Here is a 20643-nt window from a genome sequence, read left to right on the forward strand (position 1 = left end):
ACCGGTCACCGCGACGTTCAGGTTGTACCGGTCGCTCCACTGCTGACCCGCGGACAGCGTCGCGGTGCAACCGCCCCCGCCACCCCCGCCCCCGCCCGAACCGGTGCCGTCGACCGTGATGTTGGAGTTTCCACTGCTCTGGTATCCCTCGGTGGCGAGGATCATGTAGTAGCTGAAGCTGCCCAGGTTCAGTCCGGCGCGGGCCCAGGCGTCGAAGTGGTTGCCGGTGGTGATGGTGCCGCCCGTCCGCTTCGACTGCCGCACGCTCCAGTACTGGTCGAAGGTCTTGGTGCCCTCGACGGACGGCGCGTTGTACCGCGTTGTCTTGTAGATGTCGTAGGTGCCGCCGTCGCTGGTGACGGTGCCCATGAAGGTGCCCGTGGGCCGGTAGGTGCCCCAGTTGTCGACGATGTAGTACTCGACTAGCGGGTTGGACGTCCAGCCGTAGAGCGCCAGGTAGGCGTTGCCGGAGGGGTTGAAGCTGCCCGAGTAGGTCACGGTCCGGCGGGCGCCGGTGCTCCAGCCCTTGCCGGCCACGAAGTTGCCCGTGTTGCTCCAGGAGGTGCCGTAGTTGCCTCCGGAGCCCAGGTTCATGGTCACCGTGCCCTGGCTGTCCGTCCAGAACGAGTAGTAGTAGCCGTTGTCGGTGCCGGTCTGGTTCGTGGTGACGACCGTGTCGGCATGCGCGGTGCCGGGCAGGGTCAGTGCGGCCACGGCGACCAGCAGCATGGTGCAGAGACCGCTGATGAGCAGCCTGAGCCGGCGTGCGGGTCCGTCGGTCATGTGCGTGTTGCCTCCTCGTCCTCGCGGGCCGATTTCCGGCGACAGTGTTGGACGGGGCACTACGACTGTCAATGGTTTCGATATCGAGTTCGAAACATTCGAAATACCCTCAAGGGCATCACCGCTGTTCAGGAGTGCTTAGGCGTAAGAAAATCAGACTGAATACAGAGTGCGTCAGATCCTAGATCATTTCTCCGGTGAGAAAATCTCGAATGTTTCGAAGCTCTGTCCGGTCTTTACGGTGCTTGCCGAACCCCGGAGACCCCGCCGCGGGCCGGGCGGGGTTCACGCGACAGTGCGGTAGGCGCGCAGGCGCGGTAGATGACGTCCGGCTCGGTTCAGGCAGGCACCGGGTGGCCGTCGCCGCGGTGAACCGGGGGTCCCGCGCGGCGATCAGCGCCGGGAGCCCGCCGGTCAGCACCTGACGGTGAGGCGCCCGAAAACCAGTGGAACGGCGCCGCTGTGCACCCCTACCGTGCTGCCGGACCCAGTCGTCTAGTCAAGGACCCGCCGTTGTACACCCTGTGAGACCTCCCGAGCGCTGATTCGTCGCGCGTCGCGCACTGTGCGCCGCGCTGCTTTTTGCTGCGGACTTCTCACTGAAACCGGTGTACTTCTGTGCTCAACAACTGGGTGGTCATGCCCACCTGCCTGCCGACCGTTCTCCGCCGTTGCCACGCGTGCGCGTCCGAGCGCTTCCGGGCAAGCGGCAGGTTTCGCGTCAACGCCAACCACAAGGTCATCGACGCCTGGCTCCTCGTCCTCTGCACCGCTTGCGGGGTAACCGCGAAACTCACGGTCCTGGAGCGGATGAATGTGCGCTCCGTGCGGCCTGAGCTGCTGGACCGGCTGCACGACAACGACCCTGGCCTGACAGCTCAGCTGCTCCAGGATCCGGCCCTGCGGCGCCGTAACCGCATAGCCCTCGCCTGGGACGACGCCTGGCGCCTCGACACCGGCGGATCGGATCACCTCGGCCGAGAGGTGATCGACGTCTCGGTCCGCTTCGCGGCGCGGATCCCTGTGCGGCCGGTGCGCCTGATCGCTGAAGGGTGCGGTCTTTCGCGGGCCGAGGTCGAGAGGCTGATCACCGAGGGAAGGCTCGTTTCGGCCGTCCGGCTGAGCGGCAGGCTCTCCGGCGACTTCACCTTCACGCTCAAACGCTGAGCCTTCCTCGGGGCCAGGAGCCTGTCCGGCAAGAACCGCCGGACAGGCTCTCAGCAGATCGTGATCTTGCTGGTCGAGGCCGGTGCGGTGGCCGCACGTCACCGCACCGATCCCCCCGTTGGCGGGAGGCGTTCGAGGTGGCCACGGGCCCGATCGCGGGTCGGTTCGCGCGCCGAACCCCGCCTGCGGGGCGGGCGGTTGGTGCTGGGCCTGCTGCCTGACCATGCACCACCTGCTGTGTCACACGCCTGCGGGGTGCGTCGGTCGCCGGGAGTAGGTCCCGCGCCTCAGGCGCGCCGTGCGCTTGCTGGCTAGGGTCGGTCCTCATGGAGACCACGGGAATCGTTCGCCGCCGGACGGCGGAGCGAGTGCGCGACGCTCTGGAGCGGCTCGATACCGAGCGGGATGTATGGGTGTCGACGGCTCACCCCGATCACGGGCCGCACCAGGTGCCACTGTGGTTCTTGTGGGACGGGGGAGCACTGTGGATGTGCACCGGCGCCACTTCCGTGACTGCGCGAAACGTCCGCGAGGAGCCGCGCGTGCGCCTGGCGCTGCCGGACACCTTCGACGTGGTGCTCCTCCAGGGTGAGGCGGAGTGCTTCCCGGACCAGGAGGTGCCCGCAGACGCAGCGGAGGCGTTCGCCGACAAGTTCGGATGGGATCCACGCGGGGAAAAGGGTTCCTTTCTGTATGTACGAGTGGTCCCGAGGACCGTGCGCGCTTGGCGCGGCGAGCCGGAACTACGCGGGAGAGTCATCATGCGCGACGGGATGTGGCTGGAATAGCGGCCTTCCCCTGCCGGCGCGCCCCTCTCGGAACACGATCAACAACGTGAGCACGGGCGGCAGTCCCGGCCGTGCCGTTCCCTGTCCACGCCTTCCATCATCCTCACCGCGCAATCGGGATCGGCTTCGTTGTCGCTGCTCAACGACGCACCTGGACGGCCGTGGTGAGCTCCCCGATCACCGGGCGCACCTCGCTCCAGCCGTAAAGTCCGTCCCATGACGACCCGCGCTTGGTTCGAGATCGATGATCCGGACGACGACTTCGAGTTCAACGACACTGAGAGAGCCTTCGTATCCGCGCTCAGCGGGCGGTGCGGGGCTTGGGCGCCGGCTGATGTGGTCGGGGAGGTCGGACGCCCGGATGACTGGGAAGCGCTCCTCGCTCATGTCAGCCTGTCCGACCGGGCGGAGCCCCGCCGACACCTGATCGATCTGGGCGTGCACCTGGCCGGTGACCGCGTCCGGGGTGATCGTCTGCACAATCAGCTGTATCTGCTCCCGGATCGTCCCAGTCTCTGGGCGCTTGATGCCACGGGCTCCACGGAACGGCTCGCCGAAGTTGCCGCCGAATGGTTCCGTGCGGTCCTGGACAAGCCGATCGTGTTGTACGTCTGGCTCCACGAGGGGTACGCCTACGCTGCCCGCTACGCGTTCGCCGACAGCGGTGAGACGATCTGCCAGAGCTACGTGGAGAGCATGGCCCCACACGGCCAAGCCGCGGAACTGACAGCCGCCGGCCATGTGCACGGCAAGGGCTGGATCCAGACCGTCGGCTTGCCGACGCCCTCTCTCTATCTGCACATCCGGGGCGACCTCGAAAGAGGCGGCACCGTACCCGGCGTTCCGGCAACGACCAAGCGCGGACCGCTTCCCGGGCTCTGGTACGAATGATCACCTGCCTCCCGGTCGCCGGTGGAGCAGTTGCCCGGTCCGGTCGGCGCTCCGGGTCGCAGCCCACCAGGCCGCGCGCGGCCGCGGCCCTCGCCGTCCCGCCGGGCTACGTGGGCGACCGAGCTGCCGTAACAGCCCGTTGCATTCCCTCGCTGTCCGCGTTCGCTGCGCGGTCCGCTGGTGTGGGCGAAGCTGCCCCGGGTGGTATTGAATGAGGTGTGCGGTCAGGAATCTCGGGACCCTGCAGGAAGGGTTCTGGTACCGCCCCGGCGCTGTGCCGGGGTTGGCGAGCGAGCTGAGAGAGCCGCATGGACGCCACATCCTCCCCTTCGTCTTCGTCGCCGTTCGACATGGTCAGCAGCGCGTTGGGGCAGTACATCCCGCGCGGCGGAGCGTCGGCGGCCGCCGGTTCTGCCGACTCTCAGAACGACCGCGCCGCCCGTCAACGCGTACCCGCCGACCCGGCACCCCGTCCTCAGGAGCAGATCCTCGGCGCGGTCAACCTGGACCGGGATCTGAGGATCACCCGCTGCAATCTGGACGCCCCCGTCTTCGCGGGGCTGGACGTCGTGGCCGGGAGCCCTTTCGTCGACCTTCTGCCTTCCGGGGACGTACCCACGGTCACCCGGCGGCTGCGGCAGGTCCTCGAGACCGGGGAGCCGCACGTCGCGCGGGTTCAGCGCCTGCGGCGCGGCGACGGGTCGGAGCTGGTGGTCTCGATGAGCATCCTGGCCGCAGCGGCGCCTCAGGAGGGTCTGACCGTCTCGCTGATCGCCATGGCCAGGAGGCTGCACCTGTACGCCGCCGAGACCGCGATCGGCACCTCGCTGGACATCGGCGAGACCGCGCAGTCGCTGGCGGAGTCTTTGCTGGCCTGGGGAGACGTCGCCGCCATCGACCTCGACTTCGCCGTGTGGACGGGCGAGGGGGTCACCGAGCAGCCGCAGGTGCGCATCCGGCTGCGGCGGGCGGCCCTGGTGCCGGACCGGGCGTGGCCCGACGGCTACGTGACTCCGGGCGACGATCTTCCCAGCGATGCGAGCCGCTTGCTGTCGCAGGCGATCCGGCGTGACGATGCCGCGCAGGCCATCGTCATACCCGACCGGGAGGCGATCGAGCGGGCACTCGGCAGCCCGCAGCTCGTACGTGCCCTGGTGCCCGGTGACCGGGCGGCGGCAGTGGCGTGCATCCCGCTGGTGCTGGACGGCACGCCGCCCGTCGTTCTGGGCGTGGCGGAGGTGTGGCGCCGTGCGGACCGGCCCTTCGACGACAACGAGCTGCTCGACCTGCAGGAACTGGTGGCCAGGACCTCTCATCACGTCGACCTGGCCCGTCAGCACCAGCGCGAGCACATGCAGGTGCTGGCGTTGCAGCGCCGGCTGCTGCCACGGACCGGCGGCGACACCATCGAGTCTGCCAGTGTCTACCAGCCCGCCACTCCCGACAGCGCGGGCGTCGGCGGTGACTGGGTGAACAGCTTTCCGCTGCCGGACGGCCGTACCGCGCTGGTGGTCGGCGACGTCGTCGGGCACGGCCTGGGAGCCGCGGCCACCATGGGGCAGCTGAGCATGGAGGCCCGCGCGCTGCTGTCCGCAGGACTGGCGCCCGACGAGGTGCTGGAGCACCTGGACGAGACCGTGGCGCTGCTGGACGACGCGGAGTCCGGGCTGGCGGCCGGCTACAGCGCCCTCGGGTCGACCTGCTGCATCGCGGTGTACGACCCGGTCAGCCACCAGGTGACGCTGTCCAGCGCCGGTCACCTCCCGCCGGTCCTGGTGACGCCGGACGGGCCCGCCGGCCCCCTCGAGGTCCGCCCGCACCCCAGCCTGGGCGCCGAGTTCGCGCTACGGGAACCGTTCGACGTGCACGCGTTCGCCGCGCCCCCGGGCTCGCTGCTCGCCCTCTACACCGACGGCCTGGTGGAGGATCCCGCCGTATCGATCGACGAGGGCATCGGCAGGCTGACGGACGCCGTGTCCACCGTGCACCCTTGGGACGCCCTGCAGCAGGCCGCGCCGCGCGTGGTGGCCGCGGTGGCGCCCGGGCACCCGCGCGACGACGTGACCCTGCTGCTCGCGCGCATGATCGGCTACCGCAAGGGGGACACCGTGACCTGGCGCCTGCCCGCCCGCGACGACGCGGCCGCCCGGGCCCGCACGCTGGTCTCCGCGATGCTGGAGCAATGGCGCATCAGGGAGGACACCCGGGACAGCATGCTGCTGGTGGCCAGCGAGCTGGTCACCAATGCGGCCCGCTTCGCCCGTGGACCCCTCACGGTACGGCTGATCAGGGCCGGTCACGGTCTGTTGTGCGAGGTCGGTGACACCGGCAACGGCAGGCCGCGGCTGAGCCGCAACGGGCTCCTCGACGACGGCGGTCGTGGTTTGCACGTCGTGCACAGACTCACCACACGGTGGGGGGTGCGGTGGACGGACACCGGCAAGGTGGTCTGGGCGGCCGTCGCGAGGTAGCACGGCTGCCGGGTGGGGAGAGGAGGCGGGCGGCGGGCGCTGCGCTCGTCGGGCGGCGCCACCGGCGGTGCGGGCGGCTTGACCGGTCGTAGGGGCGGCCTGTCCGCCGGTACGGGTGGCGCGAGTTCGCGCTACAGCCACTGCCCTTCCAAGGCGGTGGCCGTGAGGCCCGGGGCCGCCGCGTACAGGACGGCACGGCTGCCCGGTTCCTGCCCGGCGTCGTGTGCCCTCCGCATGATGTCGAACACGGCGGCCCCTCCGCGGTTGCCGCTGGTGTAGCTGTCCCGGCTGTGGTCCAGCAGCCCCGACGGCCACCCGTCGGGCATCGTCTGCTCCATGTACTCCAGCACCCGGGTACCGCCGGGGTGCGCGAGCAGAACGTCGGGGTGCCAGGAGTCGGGGTGGTCCTGGTAGCGGGCCTGCAACCAGGACCACATCGCGGTGACCGTCTCCTGCACGGCGCGCGGCCCGCGCCGGTCCATCACGAAGTGGGTGCCGTCCGCCCGTGTCTCCAGGCGGTGCAGGTCCTGGGTGCCGGGCAGAGTGTGGTGCCAGGCGGCGTCCAGCCGCAGCACCGACTCGGGCGTCGGGCGGCCCGTGACCACCGCGGCGACCGCGGTGTCCGCGAACAGCAACCGGACGATCAGCGACTCCAGCGTGTCGTCCGCGGGCTGGTAGGTCGTGCTCAGCGCCTCCGCGATCACGACCAGGACCACCCGGTCCGGGTCCGCGGCCACGAGGTCCGCCGCCAGCGCCAGGGACCGGGTCCCGGCGATGCAGGCCCACTGCGTGGCCGGCAGCAGCATCACGTCGTTGCGCAGCGGGAGCCTGTTGCTCAGGGCGAGGTCCAGCCCGGGCAGCGCCGGGGTGGTGGAGTGACTGGTGATCAAGCAGTCGACGTCGGCGGCGTCCAGCCCGGCGATCTGCAGGGCTCCGCGCGCCGCACGCTCCCCGTAGGACTGCACGGCCGCCCAGGCCGGCGCGGTGCGCTCCTGGACGGTCTGCGGCGCGGGTATCGCCTCGAGGGCGGCGATCGCGCGGTCCACGTCCTGCTCGGTGAACCCGTCTCTGGCCAGCGCCTCTCGGGCCGGCCCGATGCCGGCAGCCCGCAGTCCGCCCCCCTTGCCGGGCGCGACGACGGTCTCGAGCGGCAGCATCCACCCACGGGTTTCGATGCCCGTGCTGGCCGCGATGCCGTCGATCCGCGGCGCCCACGCCGCGTGCGGGTGCCGGCCGCGCACTTCCTCGACGATCTGGCTGGTCTTTACGGTGTGCTCGCCGTGGATCACGGCAGGAGGGCACAGGTAAGCGGCCATGATGTGCACCTTTCTGAGGAACATGGGGTGGGGGAACGTCACGAGTGATGTGCCGTGGATCACTTCCGGCACTACGCATCCAAGTCGGCGCCACCGCGCTCCACTTCGGGCGGTGACGTCCGTTTCGAGCATGGACGCCAAAGGGACATTTCCGCTGTGACCTAGGCAACTTGGGCAGCCTTTGGAGTGCGTGACACGGCACACACCGCTGGGAGAGGGGACAGAGCTACCGGCCCTGCGCCGCGTTCCTGCCTGACATACCGTCAGCGGAAGTCCCCGCCGTGCCGGCCGACCGCGCGCGTGGACGGTGGCGCGCGCCCTGCGACCCGGGCCTCGAAGCAAGGGCTCAGCCGGGCGTGTGCCCGTACGTGAGACACGTAGAGGAGTGTCTGAGCTCTCTGATGCCGGGACCACGCTCCCCTGCTGGACCGTGCTGGGACGCGCAAGACGGTGGCGCCTCACCCGCGCGGGCGCCGTCAGGTCGCAGCAGCCCACGCCCGCGATCCTCAGCCTCCGGGAGCGGGTGGCGTGGTGACGCGCGCGTCGGCCAGGCTGTTGTGCACCATGGCCAGGGACTCCTGCTCTGTCAGACCGAGCTCGCGCGCTTGGCCGACGAGGCGGTGCACGGCCTCGTCGAGGCGGGCCTGGTCCGCGACGCCGGGCGTCGCGGTGACCACCGCGCCCCGGCCACGGCGCAGCTCGATCAGGCCTTCGTCACGCAGTCTCCGGTAACCGCGCAGAAGTGTGCACGTTGACGCCCAGCGACTCGGCGACCTGGCGGGCGGGCGGCAGTCGTTCGCCGGGGGCCGCCGTGCCGTTGGCGATCGCCCCCCGTACGCAGGCGGCGATCTGCTCGCCCAGCGGCAATGGAGAGCCGGGAAGCACCCGAAACAGCATCCCTACGCACGCTCCTGTGCGTGACGGTTCACCAGGCCGTTGAGCAGCGCGGCCGCGGTGGTCGCGTCGTCGACGGTGACCACGTACTTGCGTCCTCCCACCATGCGGACCGAGAGGGACTCCCCCGAACGCAGCACCACGCCCCGCCGCTTGGGGCGTATCCGGTATCCCCAGCCGCCGAAGTCCTCCATGGCGTCGACCTGGACGCCGGCGGCACTGACGATGCTGCCGAGCGGCAGCGCCAGCCGGGGTCTGGGGAGGACCGTCGAGGCGACCGTGAGTCCGCGCCGGTCGACGGTCACCCGGACGCCGCCGAACGGTGCGCACGCCAGGCCGAGGACGCGGGCGGCGCGGAGCCTGCACCCACCATGATGGAGATCTTCCGAGTTCAGCACGGCCTGATCGCCGGGCTATGGGGCCTGTCCGGTCTCGGCCGACCGGCCGGCTGAGGCACGCATCGAGTCACAGTCACGTTGCGGTCATACCTCAGGCGTACCCGTGATCGGCGGCGAGTAGGTCCGCGGTACCACTCGGGCGGCGAAGTGTCGCCCATGGTGCCAGGCTTTGAGGACGCCCGGCCCGAGGAACTCGTCGCGGGCATCCACGCGGTGGCGACCGGCGACGCCGTCGTGGCCCCGAGCCTGACCCGGCGTCTCCTGGACGCCTACGCCCACCAGGTGCTCGCCCCGCGCGGCGCCCCCACCGCCGAGGACCCCCGGCTGCGGACGCTGAGCGACCGTGAACGAGAGGTCCTGGTCGCCATCGGCCAGGGCTGGACGAACACCGAGATCGCCGAACGGCTCGTCCTCACCGAGTCCACGGTGAAGAAGCACGTCGGCCGTGTCCTCGCCAAGATCGGGGCACGCGACCGCGTTCGGGCCGTGATCATGGCGTACGACGCCGGTCTGGTCAGGGCCGGACCGTAGCCCTGGAGCAGCGGCGTGCGGCTGGTTCGGGATCGGCGCGGGTGACGGACGCCGACGATGACCGGTTCGGCACCGGCGGTCCGCTCAGTCCCCCGGGAGGGGATCCACGAAGACCGCGGTGATCTCGATGAGGCGTATGTGTCCGCCGGGGATGACGACGTAGTCCGCGTCCGAGGGCTGCGGGCGGTCCTCACCGGGGCCGCGGATCGAGATGGGGTGGTGCAGCGCGATGTCGCGGTCGTCCGTGCCCCGCTCGTCGGAGACCATGTGTCCGCGGCCGCACACCAGTGTGCCGTCGTCCATCAGCACCCGTACCTCGGGATCGGCCTCGCTGCGCCGGGGCTTGAGGAGTTCGGCCCACACGGTACCGGGCGCGGTGGACCAGTTGCTCGCGCCCCTGCGGCGGCCGCGCAGTTCCCCCAGCACGACGCAGATGAGTGTGCTGAGGGTGAGGACGAGCAGGCCGGACCGCACGAGGTGCCAGGCATGCGAGCGGGCGTAGGCCGTTCCGGACAGGGCGCCGTCGAGCGAGGCGAGGCCCGGCAGGTGCTCGGCGAGGGCCAGCACGCCCGCCGCGGAGGCCAGCGTCGCGAAGGCGCCGACCGTGAACAGTTCGGCGATCTCCCGTGCGGCGCCCGGGCGTTCGCGCAGGCCGTGCCGCTCGTAACGGACGAGGTAGAGATAGCCGGGGACGGCCGCGTACAGCAGGGCCATGACTCCGGCGAGGCTGGAGGGCATGGACGGTCACCCGGCGGGTGGGGGTGTGGGCGGGGCCGGCGGGGAGGGTGGGGCAGGGCGGCGGCGTTCGATGGGCCGGTAGCGGCCCCCGATAACGCCCAGGGGGCGGTCCTCGCTGGGTTCCGCGTCCTCGCCCAGCAGGTCCGGCAGCGCCTCGGCATCCTCTTCGGCCGGGAGCGCCGGTGATGTCGGCTGCGGCTCGGTCTCGTCCGTCATCGTCGTCCTTCCCGCTCGTCGTCGAGCGTCCTCGTCGTGCTCCAGGCAGTCGTGGTCACCTTGCTCCATAGGCCGTCAGGCCGGCCCACTTGGCGGTCTGCTCAGGTGAGTCGTCCGTGTCCAGCAGTGCCACTGCGGCCCGTCGGGCGGCTTCCAGCGGGGCGTGGCCCTGGCAGCGGTGGTAGATCCACCGGGAGCAGTGGTGGATCGCCGCCCTCGACCACATCGGGAAGGGGCTGGCCAGGACGAAGCCCGCGCCCGCCTCGTGGAAGGCGTGGACCAGTGCGGTGGCGACGTCACCCGCCAGTTCGAGGGGGTGCGGCGTCCGGGGCGCCGCACCGGCGAGTGCCCCGTGCCCACCGCTGCGGTCCGCCGTGGCGCGCAGGCCGGTGCTGCACGCGATGAGCAGCACCTCCTGGAAACACATCCGGCTCATGAGGACTTCGCCTGTTTCGAGCAGGTCGTCGGCCATCTGCACGCCGGCGCCGAAGGGTGCGTCGGGGGCGGGAAGGCCGTGGGTGACGATCTGGAGCACGTCCGTACGGCCCCGGACGGGCGGCCCGGAGTTCAGCAGGCCCCGCAGCGTCGCGACGGTGGCGTGGCGGCCGGTGACCGGTTCCTGGCGCAGCCGGTGCTCTCCCAGGAACCGGGACAGGCGGTGCACCGCCCGCGACACCTCTGGGAGCAGCTCGCCGTCGGGCTGCTGGTCGACCCCGAGCAGTGTGGCACGGACCGGTCCATCGGGTCGGTGATCCAGAAGCGGCACACAGGCCAGGCTGGGGACGATGCCGACGGCCGTTCCGCGGATCACATGGCGGTCGTGGTGGCGGACGACCGTCCAGGGCAGGGTGTGCAGGCGTCCGTGCGGGGACAGCAGGCACGTGCCGCTGTCCGCGATCTCGTCGGCGAAGGCCGGGGGGATCAGGTCGGCGAGACCGATGCCGTGATGACCCCAGAAATCCAGGCGGGCGCCGTTGTCGTGGAGTTCGCGCCGGTGTGCCTCCAGCGCGTCGAGGGTGCTCTCTTCCAGCCGGCGGACGCCCGTGTCGAGCCTGCCGTCCGGTCTGGCCAGCAGGGCCAGGATGCCGTCCGGGCGTTCGTACAGGCTCAGGGCCACACAGCGGCCGGGATTGCTGCCCGGGGCCGCGGTGCCGTAGGCGGCCAGGAAGCGGGTGAGCCGGTCCGGGTCGAAGGGCGGGTCGTCCCTGATGAGGTGCCAGCGAGGATCGGTCGCACGGATGCGGGTGAGCAGCTCGGCTCGCTCGACGCGCATCCGGTCGGCTTCCGTCGGAGAGCCGTGTCGCTCGGCGTCCGCGATCCGTTCGCCCAGTTCGGCGAACGCGGTGTGGTCCGCTCCGGTCCGTGTGTCCTGTCCGGTGGTGTCGGACGAGGCGTCCGACCCGCTCCGCGCGTCCGAGCGGGCCAGGGACAGCCGTGCCGCGAAGGCGCGGGCCTTGAGCAGGTCGGTGACGACGGCGCCCAGCCGTGCGTCGCCGGTCTCCCCGGCGAAGGCCAGCGCCTCCTCGAGCAACGGCCGGCGAAAGCGCAGATGCAGCGTGTCGAAGCGGTGGCCGAGCGGCACGCGCAGCACCCGATCGAGGGCGAGGGCCATCTCGTGATAGGCGCGCGCCGCACCGGCGCGGTCCCCACGGTCGTGGTGGGTCCGCGCGCGCTCGGCGTGCAGGCCGGCCGCGAGGGAGTCGTCGGGGTGGCCGGCCGTGCAGCGCGCCCCGCGGTCGCACCAGTGCAGCGCCTGCTCCCACCACCCGTCCGCCTTCGACAGCCGGGCCGCCTCGGCACGCATACGGCAGTATGCGGCGCCGCGCACCGCCCGCAGATGGGCCCGCGTCGAGCTCCGGTCTTCGGCGTGGGCGCCCTCGAACAGCGGGGCGGCCAGATCCAGCCGTCGGCGTGCCTCCGCCACCGCGCCGCGGTCGAGCGCGCAACGGGCCAGCTGCAGCAGTCCTGCTTCCGGCAGGCCGGACGCCGTGTACAGCGGCATGCCCGTCAGATACGCCTGCTCGGCCGCCTCCGGCCGGCCGGTGTCCCGCAGCGCGCCGGCTTTCACATCCAGCAGCCGGAAATAGACGGTGGACGCCTGGAGCATCCGGGCGGCCGTCGCCGGTCCGGTACCGCCGCGCGCGAGGTGGGCCGCGAGAGGGCGCATCGCCACGGGGTCGCTCGCGTCGATCGGCCCGTCCGGGAGAACAGCCGCGAGTTCCCTCTCCAGCGGTGCCAGCACCTCCAGGGCGGTCTCGGCGTCGTACAGCCGGTACAGCGCCTCGGCCCGCAGCACCCGCAGGTCGCCGTACGGGGCGGGCGGTGTGCCGTGCGGTGGCCGGGACGAACCCTCCGGCAGGTGCGTGGCCTGGTCCACGAGCGCCAGGGCCTCGCTGACCCGGCCCTCCTGAAGCTCGTACTGGGCCCTGCCCGCCAGGAAGTTGCGCAGTTGGTCCGGGGTCGCGTGGGGCGTGACCTGCTCGGCCTCCGCCCAGTGCTCCTTCACCTGCCGGTACGTACGGACTCGGCCCTGGTGGGTGGTCAACTCACGGCCGTAGGCGTCCAGCAGGATGCCCGCGATGTCGGACGTCCGCACCGGACCCGGTGCGCCGCCGCCGGGCCGGTCAAGCACCGCCAGGAGCCGTCGTCCCAGAGCGGTCACCTCTGGGAAGAGCCGACCGGTCGGCTCTCCTGCGTCGGCCGCCTGCCAGTACTGCGCCCGCAGTTCGAAGAAGCGCGTGGCCAGGTCGTGGAGTTCCACCATGTGCCCCCGAAATCCCCCGGTGTTCCCTATATCCGGTGCCGCCGATCCGTCGGATGTCCCCCCTTCCTGCCAACTCCCCTGGATGGTCTGCCTGTTCAGCTGTGCCGGGCCGAACCGGGCGACCACCGTACGACCGCCGCGCCCGTGAGGGGAACCGTCACCGGGAGCCGCCGGAGCGCACGGCGCGGCAGCGCGCGCTCCACTCCTGGCGCTGCGTGCCCCGCAGGAGAGCGGTGTTGCGCACGGCATCCGGCACACACGGGACACCCGCAGCGGCGTGGCCGGCCAGGGCTGTCACACGCCCTGGCCGGTCTCGCCGCCGCCGGCGCACGGATCCCGCGCGGCGGAGTGTGGCGGGGCCCCCGGCCCTGAAGGGCGAGTCCGCATGCGGAAGGGCGCGTCTGGACCTGTCCCGGGCGGTCATCGAGCATCCGGTGACCGACATCGAGTGACAACTCGGCACCGGCCGGGCCAGGATCACGGCGCCTCGCGACGCGATCGTCGACGTCGGAGGCCTGCGCACCGGGCTGAGTTGAGCACACGACCAACCCGGCCGCCTCACGGGGCCATGGCGCTAGCGGAGTGTCTGCAGCACCTCGATCACCTCCCGCGCGCGGGTTTCGGGGTTGACGAAGGCCATGCGCAGGACCGTCGCGCCGTTCCACTGGGTGGGCACGCACAGGACGGTTCCCGCAGCGGCGGCTCGCGCGGACCACTGCGCGTAGTCCTGCGCGTTCCATCCCGGCCGTTCGAAGAGGACGACGGACAGCTCGGGTTCGGTCGCCAGGCGGAGGTGGTCGCTGGCTCGTACGGCGTCGGCGACCTGCCGGCTGGTCGTCAGGGTCTGTTCGACGGCGGTCGCGTACCGGTCGGTGCCGTGGACGGCCAGGCTGAACCAGAACGGCAGGCCGCGGGCGCGGCGGCTGAGGTGGAGGGCGAGGTCCGCGGGGTTGTGGACGTCGCGGTCGATGGCGTCGAGGTAGTGCGCCGACTGGCTGTGCGCGGCGCGTGCCGGTGCGGGGTCCCGGTAGAGCAGGGCGCAGCAGTCGTACGGTGCGAACAGCCATTTGTGGGGATCGACCACGAAGCTGTCGGCGCGCTCGATGCCGTGGTAGCGGTGCCGCACGCTGGCAGCCGCCAGACCGGCCCCGCCGTAGGCGCCGTCGACGTGCAGCCACACGCCGTGGCGCTGGCAGGCGTCGGCGATGGTGTCGAGGTCGTCGACCAGGCCGGCGTTCGTGGTCCCGGCGGTCGCCACCACGGCGAAGACTCCGTCGGTGGCCTCGAGGGCGGCGTGCACGGCGGCTCCGGTGAGGTGTCCGTGCCGGTCCAGCGGCGCGGTGACCACCTCGGCGTCCATGGCTCGCGCGGCGGAGCTGATCGAGGAGTGCGCGCTCTCGGCGCACACGATCTTCCAGCCGTCGACCGGGCGGGGCCGCGAGGCGGCGGCAGCGGCACGGGCCGTGACGAGGGCCGAGAGGTTGCCCGAGGTGCCGCCGCTGACGAAGCATCCGGCGGCGGTGGCGGGCCATCCGAGCAGCCGGGTGAGCCATGCGAGCGCCTCGTTCTCCGCATGGATGGCGCCGGCCCCGGACTCCCAGGTGCCCGCGAAGATGTTGGCCGCCCCGGTGACCGCTTCGAAGGCGAGTGCGGCACGGGTCGGGGCCGCCGGGATGTAGGCGAGGTTCATCGGGCCGTTCTGCGCGCGGGTGGCGGGCGCCAGGACCTGGTCGAACAGTTCGAGGGCGGCGGTGGCGCCGATGCCCCGGGCGGTGACGGCCGTACCGGCCGCCCGGGCCAGGTCGGCGGCCGGCCGGGCTCCTGTCACCGGGTCGGGAGCCTCCTTCAGCCGCTGCCAGGCGTAGTGCACGGCCGCCGCCACGACCTCGTCCTCATCGCCCCACACCCGGCCCTCGGCGAAGGGGATGCCGTCCACTGCGATGTCATCGCGTTGCGCTTTTTGCATGGCCGGAACCTAAGGAGACCGAGCAGGATGCGCAATAGACGGATAATTCCTTGCGCATAATGCTCAATGCCGTTCTCCGGATCGATGGCATACTGAGCATCATGCGAAACGTGGACCCCGTCGACGCCCGTATCCTCCTGGCGCTCGACGCCGACCCTCAGGCCACCACGGTCGCTCTGGCCGACCGGCTCGGTCTTGCCCGCAACACCGTGCAGAGCCGGCTGAAGCGACTCGAGGAGAGCGGCCATCTGAGGGAACCCAGCCGGCGCCTGAGCCCCGCCGCCGTGGGCTATCCGCTGCTGGCCCTGATCACGCTGTCGATCAGTCAGCGCGTGGGGCAGCCCACCCACGAGGGGATCTCCCGCATCCCCGAGGTCGTCGAGCTGCTCGTGACCACAGGTGAGGCCGACCTGCTCGCCCGCGTCGTCGCCCGGGACACCGACGACCTGCACCGCATCACCAACAACCTGCTGGAGGTTCCCGGAGTGGTCCGGTCCAACACCGCCATCGTCCTGCAGGAGGTTCAGCCGCTCAGCGTCCGGCGTCTGCTCGAACGGCACGCCGGCCCGTGAGACCGAGCGCGCCGTCCATCAGCGTCACCACCACGTCCGCTCCAGGGACCGGACATCAGCGCCTGCGGCCGCGCATCGACCATCCGCTGCCGACACCCGCCAGGTGCAGGGCCAGCACCATGAGACCGAGCAGCATCACGTTGGCCGAGGTGAACGTGTCGTTCGTGGAGATCTCGGCCGCGTTGATCAGAAAGGCGAAGAAGAACAGAATCGCAGAGATGATCGCCAGCATGGAGTGTGTCCGTCCCTTCGGCAGGTGCGGCCCTCGCACCGTGTGGAGTCCGGTTGCCCCGGCTCCTCGGCCCCTACGCCTCCGAGCGCGGCCGCAGGGCCCAACCCCCCTACAGGCACCGGGGCCGGCCCTGCCTCAGGCTGTCCGTGAGAGGGCCTCCCGGTAGCTCTTCACCGCGTCCGCGTACGCTCGGGCGCTCGGCTTCGGGCGGCGTCGGAACGTCGCGCGGTCGACCTCGTGGAGGCCGAGCTGAGCGCCGTAGCCGAAGATCCACTCGAAGTTGTCCATGAGGGTCCAGTGGCAGTAGCCGAGGACGGGGGTGCCGGAGTGGACCTGGGCCGCGAGGCCGCGCAGGGCCGCGGGGATGAAGGCGGCGCGTTGTGTGTCGTGCGGGGTCTGGATGCCGTGTTCGGTCACCAGGACCGGTACCCGCGACACCGCGTGGGCGTAGCGCACCGCGCCGGCGAGGGAGTCGGGTTCGATGACGGTGCCCATGCCGTTGAGCTCACCGTCGACGTCCACCTCGCCGTCGGGGCCGTGGACGATGCGCTCGTAGTTCTGCACGCCGATGAAGTCGTCGCCGCGCGCCTCGCGCAGCCAGTGGTCGTACACGGCCGCGCGCTTGGCGTCCCGGCGTTCTTCGCCGCCGGGGATCGCCACTTCGTCGGCGATGGCGATGGAGACGCCGACGGGCAGGTCGCCGCGGCGGGCCTTGATCGCGTCGCGGGCGGCGCGATGGGCTCGGGTGAACGCCGCCTGGAACTCGTCCTGCCGGTGGGCGGGGATGACGTTCGCGCTGGCGTAGGTGTCGCTTCCCGCGGCGTGTGCGGCGGCGGCGGGCATGCGCGCCTTGAGTGTCTCCGCCTCGGGCGGCAGCTTCGCGCCCGCCTGCAGGAGCTGTTCGAGGTTGGGTTCGTTGAGGGTGACGCCGTAGGCGATGCGGTCGCCGAAGCGTGCCATGACGCGGTCGCACTGTTCGGCGAAGCGTGCCGGGGCGTCGGCGGCGGTCCAGGAGCCGGCTGCCGCGAACCAGTGGGGTGCGGTGAAGTGATTGAACGTCACGAGGGGTGCGAGACCAGGCTCGAGACAGCCGTCGACCTTGCGTTCGTAGTGGTCGAGGGCCTCGGCGGAGACCACACCGCGCTCGGGTTCGACGCGGGCCCGCTCGACGCAGAAGCGGAAGGCGTTGAGTCCGAGTCCGGCGGCCAGGTCCAGGTCGGTCTCCCACTGGATCTTCTGGCTCGGCGCCCTCGTCACCCTCGCAGCCCTGCTGCTCTCCCTGTTCATCCCCCCGCTGCACGACCCTTCGGACGACGACGTCCCGGCCGACGTGCAGCCCGCCTGACCCCGGCCGCGCATCCCCTGCCCGCGGAGGCCTGCCCGCCTCCGCGGGCAGGGGCGACCCGTCGCGCGCAGGGCGTCATCCCCGGCCCTTGGGCGCCGTACGGACGGACATGAGCGGGCGGGCCGCCGACGGCGGGCCCGGCACGGCCCCGGCGAGCCTCTGAGCTTCCTCAAGTCGCTTGGCCGGCGGCGTACTTCGCGGTCACGATGATCCGCATGATGGGTATCGGCAAACCGAGCAGCAGGCACAGCGTCGTGCTGACGATCCGGGACGCGGACGTGGTAGGGGCGGCGCTGCGTGAGGCACTGGCCGAGGCCACGCCCGAGGAGCGCCCGGGTCTGGAACGCGCCGCGGCCCTGGTCGCTTCCACGGCCACCGACACCGACGCCCGGCTGCGCGCCCGCTGGGTCCGTGGCCGGCTGGCCGCCGTCGGCTTCACCGGAGATGTGGCCTCGGTCGCGGCGGTCAGGGCACTGCGCCAGGCGGAGCCCAGCCTGAGCCTGCTGGCGGCGGTGGAACTGCAGAAGGCAGCGGTGGCCCATCCGCGGTGACCACCGCCCGCCTGGACGAACGCGGGCGTCACTCCCCTGGCTTCCAGGGGGCGGTGACCGTCAGATGCGCCTGCCCACTGCCGTTCACGATCCCCAGCTTCATGTCCTGTCCGAGGTGCACGCCGAACGTGACGGCGATCTCGGTGGGTGGTGTCGGCCCGGCGCTCACCGCGTCGTGAACCTCCTGGACCAGGGGGCCGAGCGGCTTGAGCGTGCTCCGCAGCACGTCGGCGGCGACCTCGGCGACGGCCTGCCCGCGCGGGCCACGGGGACGAGCGGGCCCATGCCGTCCGGGGCGTCCTGTTCACGGTTCCGCCCGCGGACGACGCCGGGGTGGGTCCTCGATTCGGGCAATCCCGGCCGGACATGCCTGGCGTGAGCCATAGTTGAGGACCCGGGGTCGGGTTGTCCAGGCGAGGGGGAGCGGAATACCTGTGGCCGATTTCGACCGGATCTTCGAACCGCACTATTCCGCCACGGAGTTGTTCACCAACCGGGTGGACGAGTACACGGCGTTCTCGGCCGCTCTGCGGCAGCACGCCGCCCGCGTTCGTGACGGTTCGGCAGCTCTGGACCATGCCGCCCGCCGGAATGTCATTTCCTTCTACGGCGTCGGCGGTATCGGCAAGACGGAGTTGTCGCGGCGCCTTGAGTCCTGGGCCGTGGGAGGGCTCTCCGATCCTGGGGACTGGCTGGATGATCCACCGTCAGGCGAGGCCATGCATGCGGTGCGGTTCGACTTCCACGGCAGCCGGGTGGTCAACGCGGTGGACATGGTGCTGCGCCTGCGCGCGGCCGTCGCCGGCCGCCGACGCCGCTTTCCCGCCTTCGATCTCGGCCTGGCCGCCTGGTGGTCACTGGCTCGTCCTGGGACGGCGTTGCCCGACATGTCCGCCGGCGGTTTCGATGTGCGAGGCCAGATCACCGACACACTGAACGAAGCCCTCAGCGAGGCCGGAGCCGGCTTCGGTGTCGGTCCTCTGACCGTGCGGACGGGAATCCGCATCGTGGAGGCGGTGCGTGACAACCGGTTGCGCAGCCGCACTCTGCGCCGGTGCGAGCCGCTCGTCCACATCATCGACCAGACCCAGCAGGATGCGTCCGACTACGTCGCGGCGACACTCGCCGGCCTGCTCTCCTGGGACCTGGACAACCTGCCGCTCTCCAAACGGCCCGTCGTCGTGGCGTTCGCCGATGCCGCGGAGTACGTGCAGGACGACGACCGCGCGCAAGAGCGCCTCCTCAACCGCATCGTGCATCTCACCCCCGGCATCCTGTGGGTCGTCACCTCCCGCAACCGGCTGGACTGGGACTCCCCTCATCTGCATCGACTGCTGCCCGCGACGGGCCCCGGGACCTGGCCGGGACTACAACTGGAAACACAGACGGATCCCCGCCAGCACCTCGTCGGCAACCTCTCCGGCACCGACGTAGAGCGGTATCTGCACGCGGCCTCCGGCACGGACGGCAATCCGCTGCTGAGCCGAGACGTGATCGACAGCATCCGACGCGGCGCTCATGGTCTCCCCCTGTATCTCAGCCTGTCCCTCTCGGTTGCCCGTGCCGCGCACGCCGAGCCGCTCACGGCCGACGCCTTCGGCGGTCCCCTGCCGGAACTCGCCACCCGGGTCTTCGCCAACCTGCCGGAAAGGGAGCGGGAACTGGCCCGCGCGGCCAGCCTCGTTCCCCGGTTCGACGAACAACTCATCACCGAGGCCGTAGGCGGGCGGCTCGGTGACGCCCACCGGCTGTGCCGGCGCACGCTCGTCACCCGCGACCAGCACCCGCTGTTCCCCTGCCGCCTGCACGACGCCGTCAGGACAGCCATCGCCCACGAATCCGTCACCACCGCCGGAGCGTGGCATCCCGACGACCGCACCGCCATGGCCGGACAACTGCTCGAGACGCTGCGCCACCGCAGCAACACCTTGCTGCACGACAGCGAACGACGCCTCGACGTACTCGAGATTGCGGCGGCCCTGTGCGCGGACCACGATCTCAAGGCCGAATGGCTCGCCAATGCCCTCACCAATCTGCCCGGATTCGCCAGAACGGCTGAGCGGCTCCCCCCACCGACGGCACATACATGGATGGGGCAGTTGTCCGGGATGTTCGAGGCATGGCGCCACGGCATGCGGGGCGAGCAACAGACCGCGTACTTCGAAACCTTCCTCTCAAGCCCTCTGCGCGACGACATCCGCAGACTCGCCCGCAGGCGTCTCGCCTACCTCAGCCGGACCCGCGGCGACACCGAGAGGGCGTTGCACCTGCTGACCGAGCTCCTGGCCGAGACCCCGGACTCAGAGATGCTGCGCTACCAGGTCGCCCGCACCCTGCACATCATGGGCCGGTTCGCCGAGCTGGAACAGCATCTTGCGGCCCACCCGCTCCGGGACCCGACCACCGAGCTGCGCATACGCACCGACCTCGCCTACGACCGCGGCCTGCTCGACGAGGCCATCGTCGGGCCGGCCACCCGGGCCGCTTACCTGAGGGCGAAGGGACAGCACCGGATCGCCCTGGAGAACGAAGCCGACGCTCTGTGGCGCCGAGCTCTGAACAACTGCTGCACCACGACGGACTGCGATGCCGTCCTCGAAGACGCCGATCGTTTCGGTGAGACGCTGTGCATGCGGACGGCCTTGGCAGCCAAGATCATCTGCCAGGCCGACGACAGTACCGCGGCGACCGCCCTGATCGCCGACGCGCAGAGCCTCGTACGCACGACAGGCGGCTTCCAGGGCTGGCGCGAGCGGACCAGCCGGCTTGTCCTCGCCTTACGCCGGACAGACCGCCCCGCCATCGACCAGATCCGCCGGTCATGGCTCGCGGCGGATACCCCGTGGACCCCCAACCAGCAGGTCCTGGACCACTTCTTCGTCTTCGCCGGATACCCCGCCAGGTACACGCAGCCTCCCATCACCAGCACCGAAGACCTCTCGGAGCCCGGTCGGCGATGGCACGCGGTCATCACGGCGCTCATCGATACCTGACCGGTGGCCGAGCCGGGTCGAACAGTT

The 20643-nt window shown here is 71.1% G+C and carries 17 protein-coding genes and 3 pseudogenes; 9 read left to right on the forward strand and 11 right to left on the reverse strand.

Features of this window, described 5'->3' with window-relative positions:
* Nucleotides 1–783, reverse strand: a 783-nt coding sequence (locus ACFY30_RS19170) for a glycoside hydrolase family 11 protein (protein WP_390846343.1), incomplete at its 3' end; no start/stop codon positions are given.
* A 618-nt stretch (nt 784–1401) separates the two neighbouring features.
* On the opposite strand from ACFY30_RS19170, the gene ACFY30_RS19175 reads away from it, so the two are divergent.
* From ACFY30_RS19175 to ACFY30_RS19190, 4 genes are all read left to right on the forward strand, one after another.
* Nucleotides 1402–1950, forward strand: a complete 549-nt coding sequence (locus ACFY30_RS19175; protein ID WP_390846344.1) for a DUF1062 domain-containing protein — start codon at nt 1402–1404, stop codon at nt 1948–1950.
* A gap of 326 nt (nt 1951–2276) precedes the next feature.
* On the forward strand, nt 2277–2738 hold the full coding sequence (locus ACFY30_RS19180; protein WP_390846345.1) for a pyridoxamine 5'-phosphate oxidase family protein: 462 nt from the start codon (nt 2277–2279) through the stop codon (nt 2736–2738).
* 216 nt (nt 2739–2954) lie between these two features.
* Nucleotides 2955–3629, forward strand: coding sequence for a hypothetical protein (locus ACFY30_RS19185; RefSeq protein WP_390846346.1), 675 nt, complete (start codon nt 2955–2957; stop codon nt 3627–3629).
* Nucleotides 3630–3937: 308 nt separating this feature from the next.
* Nucleotides 3938–6100, forward strand: coding sequence for a SpoIIE family protein phosphatase (locus ACFY30_RS19190; RefSeq protein ID WP_390846347.1), 2163 nt, complete (start codon nt 3938–3940; stop codon nt 6098–6100).
* A gap of 131 nt (nt 6101–6231) precedes the next feature.
* On the opposite strand, the gene ACFY30_RS19195 is transcribed toward ACFY30_RS19190, so the two are convergent.
* The 3 genes and pseudogenes from ACFY30_RS19195 to ACFY30_RS19205 form a co-directional block, all read right to left on the reverse strand.
* Nucleotides 6232–7416 carry a type III polyketide synthase gene (locus ACFY30_RS19195; RefSeq protein WP_390846348.1) on the reverse strand — a complete coding sequence of 395 codons (1185 nt, stop codon included), beginning with the start codon at nt 7414–7416 and terminating at the stop codon, nt 6232–6234.
* Between the two features lie 506 nt (nt 7417–7922).
* Nucleotides 7923–8313, reverse strand: a pseudogene (locus ACFY30_RS19200) (GntR family transcriptional regulator).
* 2 nt (nt 8314–8315) lie between these two features.
* Nucleotides 8316–8708, reverse strand: a complete 393-nt coding sequence (locus tag ACFY30_RS19205) for a hypothetical protein (protein WP_390846349.1) — start codon at nt 8706–8708, stop codon at nt 8316–8318.
* A 171-nt stretch (nt 8709–8879) separates the two neighbouring features.
* Between ACFY30_RS19205 and ACFY30_RS19210 the strand changes: the two are divergent.
* Nucleotides 8880–9239 (forward strand): annotated as a pseudogene (locus ACFY30_RS19210) (response regulator transcription factor); the annotation flags it as partial.
* An 84-nt stretch (nt 9240–9323) separates the two neighbouring features.
* Here the strand turns inward: ACFY30_RS19210 and ACFY30_RS19215 are convergent.
* Genes ACFY30_RS19215 through ACFY30_RS19225 form a run of 3 tightly spaced genes read right to left on the reverse strand, consistent with a single transcriptional unit; the run spans nt 9324 to nt 12957 of the window.
* Nucleotides 9324–9977, reverse strand: a complete 654-nt coding sequence (locus ACFY30_RS19215; protein WP_390846350.1) for a DUF6338 family protein — start codon at nt 9975–9977, stop codon at nt 9324–9326.
* Between the two features lie 6 nt (nt 9978–9983).
* Nucleotides 9984–10193, reverse strand: coding sequence for a hypothetical protein (locus ACFY30_RS19220; RefSeq protein ID WP_390846351.1), 210 nt, complete (start codon nt 10191–10193; stop codon nt 9984–9986).
* A gap of 55 nt (nt 10194–10248) precedes the next feature.
* The gene (locus ACFY30_RS19225) at nt 10249–12957 is read right to left on the reverse strand and encodes a CHAT domain-containing protein (protein ID WP_390846352.1); all 2709 of its coding nucleotides are present in this window, start codon (nt 12955–12957) and stop codon (nt 10249–10251) included.
* Between the two features lie 312 nt (nt 12958–13269).
* On the opposite strand from ACFY30_RS19225, the pseudogene ACFY30_RS19230 reads away from it, so the two are divergent.
* Nucleotides 13270–13484, forward strand: a pseudogene (locus tag ACFY30_RS19230) (hypothetical protein); the annotation flags it as partial.
* 47 nt (nt 13485–13531) lie between these two features.
* Here ACFY30_RS19230 and ACFY30_RS19235 read toward each other — a convergent pair.
* Nucleotides 13532–14923, reverse strand: a complete 1392-nt coding sequence (locus tag ACFY30_RS19235) for a pyridoxal phosphate-dependent decarboxylase family protein (protein ID WP_390846353.1) — start codon at nt 14921–14923, stop codon at nt 13532–13534.
* Between the two features lie 101 nt (nt 14924–15024).
* Here ACFY30_RS19235 and ACFY30_RS19240 point away from each other — a divergent pair, with 101 nt between their 5' ends.
* A complete protein-coding gene (locus tag ACFY30_RS19240) occupies nt 15025–15495 on the forward strand; it encodes an Lrp/AsnC family transcriptional regulator (protein ID WP_390846354.1) in 471 nt (156 codons plus the stop codon).
* A gap of 55 nt (nt 15496–15550) precedes the next feature.
* Here ACFY30_RS19240 and ACFY30_RS19245 read toward each other — a convergent pair whose 3' ends face one another.
* Both ACFY30_RS19245 and ACFY30_RS19250 read right to left on the reverse strand, forming a co-directional pair.
* On the reverse strand, nt 15551–15727 hold the full coding sequence (locus ACFY30_RS19245) for a hypothetical protein (RefSeq protein WP_390846355.1): 177 nt from the start codon (nt 15725–15727) through the stop codon (nt 15551–15553).
* A gap of 135 nt (nt 15728–15862) precedes the next feature.
* Nucleotides 15863–16984, reverse strand: coding sequence for a family 1 glycosylhydrolase (locus ACFY30_RS19250; protein ID WP_390846356.1), 1122 nt, complete (start codon nt 16982–16984; stop codon nt 15863–15865).
* A 303-nt stretch (nt 16985–17287) separates the two neighbouring features.
* On the opposite strand from ACFY30_RS19250, the gene ACFY30_RS19255 reads away from it, so the two are divergent.
* Nucleotides 17288–17623 (forward strand): hypothetical protein, encoded by a 336-nt coding sequence (locus ACFY30_RS19255; protein ID WP_390846357.1) that lies wholly within the window; start codon nt 17288–17290, stop codon nt 17621–17623.
* Between the two features lie 28 nt (nt 17624–17651).
* On the opposite strand, the gene ACFY30_RS19260 is transcribed toward ACFY30_RS19255, so the two are convergent.
* Entirely contained in the window at nt 17652–17849 is a 198-nt protein-coding gene (locus ACFY30_RS19260; RefSeq protein ID WP_390846358.1) for a CU044_2847 family protein, read from the reverse strand.
* 208 nt (nt 17850–18057) lie between these two features.
* Between ACFY30_RS19260 and ACFY30_RS19265 the strand changes: the two genes are divergently transcribed.
* On the forward strand, nt 18058–20616 hold the full coding sequence (locus ACFY30_RS19265) for a tetratricopeptide repeat protein (RefSeq protein WP_390846359.1): 2559 nt from the start codon (nt 18058–18060) through the stop codon (nt 20614–20616).
* The last annotated feature ends 27 nt before the right edge of the window (nt 20617–20643 follow it).

Origin of the sequence: Streptomyces sp. NPDC000345 (assembly GCF_042898825.1) — a bacterium.
Taxonomy (GTDB): Bacteria; Actinomycetota; Actinomycetes; order Streptomycetales; family Streptomycetaceae; genus Streptomyces.

Excerpts from the sequence above, each read along its gene's own strand:
- ACFY30_RS19185 (WP_390846346.1), top strand. The coding sequence starts at position 2,955 with ATGACGACCCGCGCTTGGTTCGAGATCGATGATCCGGACGACGACTTC.
- ACFY30_RS19190 (WP_390846347.1), top strand. The coding sequence starts at position 3,938 with ATGGACGCCACATCCTCCCCTTCGTCTTCGTCGCCGTTCGACATGGTC.
- ACFY30_RS19240 (WP_390846354.1), top strand. The coding sequence starts at position 15,025 with ATGCGAAACGTGGACCCCGTCGACGCCCGTATCCTCCTGGCGCTCGAC.
- ACFY30_RS19215 (WP_390846350.1), bottom strand. The coding sequence starts at position 9,977 with ATGCCCTCCAGCCTCGCCGGAGTCATGGCCCTGCTGTACGCGGCCGTC.
- ACFY30_RS19220 (WP_390846351.1), bottom strand. The coding sequence starts at position 10,193 with ATGACGGACGAGACCGAGCCGCAGCCGACATCACCGGCGCTCCCGGCC.
- ACFY30_RS19195 (WP_390846348.1), bottom strand. The coding sequence starts at position 7,416 with ATGGCCGCTTACCTGTGCCCTCCTGCCGTGATCCACGGCGAGCACACC.
- ACFY30_RS19245 (WP_390846355.1), bottom strand. The coding sequence starts at position 15,727 with ATGCTGGCGATCATCTCTGCGATTCTGTTCTTCTTCGCCTTTCTGATC.
- ACFY30_RS19225 (WP_390846352.1), bottom strand. The coding sequence starts at position 12,957 with ATGGTGGAACTCCACGACCTGGCCACGCGCTTCTTCGAACTGCGGGCG.
- ACFY30_RS19180 (WP_390846345.1), top strand. The coding sequence starts at position 2,277 with ATGGAGACCACGGGAATCGTTCGCCGCCGGACGGCGGAGCGAGTGCGC.
- ACFY30_RS19235 (WP_390846353.1), bottom strand. The coding sequence starts at position 14,923 with ATGCAAAAAGCGCAACGCGATGACATCGCAGTGGACGGCATCCCCTTC.
- ACFY30_RS19255 (WP_390846357.1), top strand. The coding sequence starts at position 17,288 with ATGATGGGTATCGGCAAACCGAGCAGCAGGCACAGCGTCGTGCTGACG.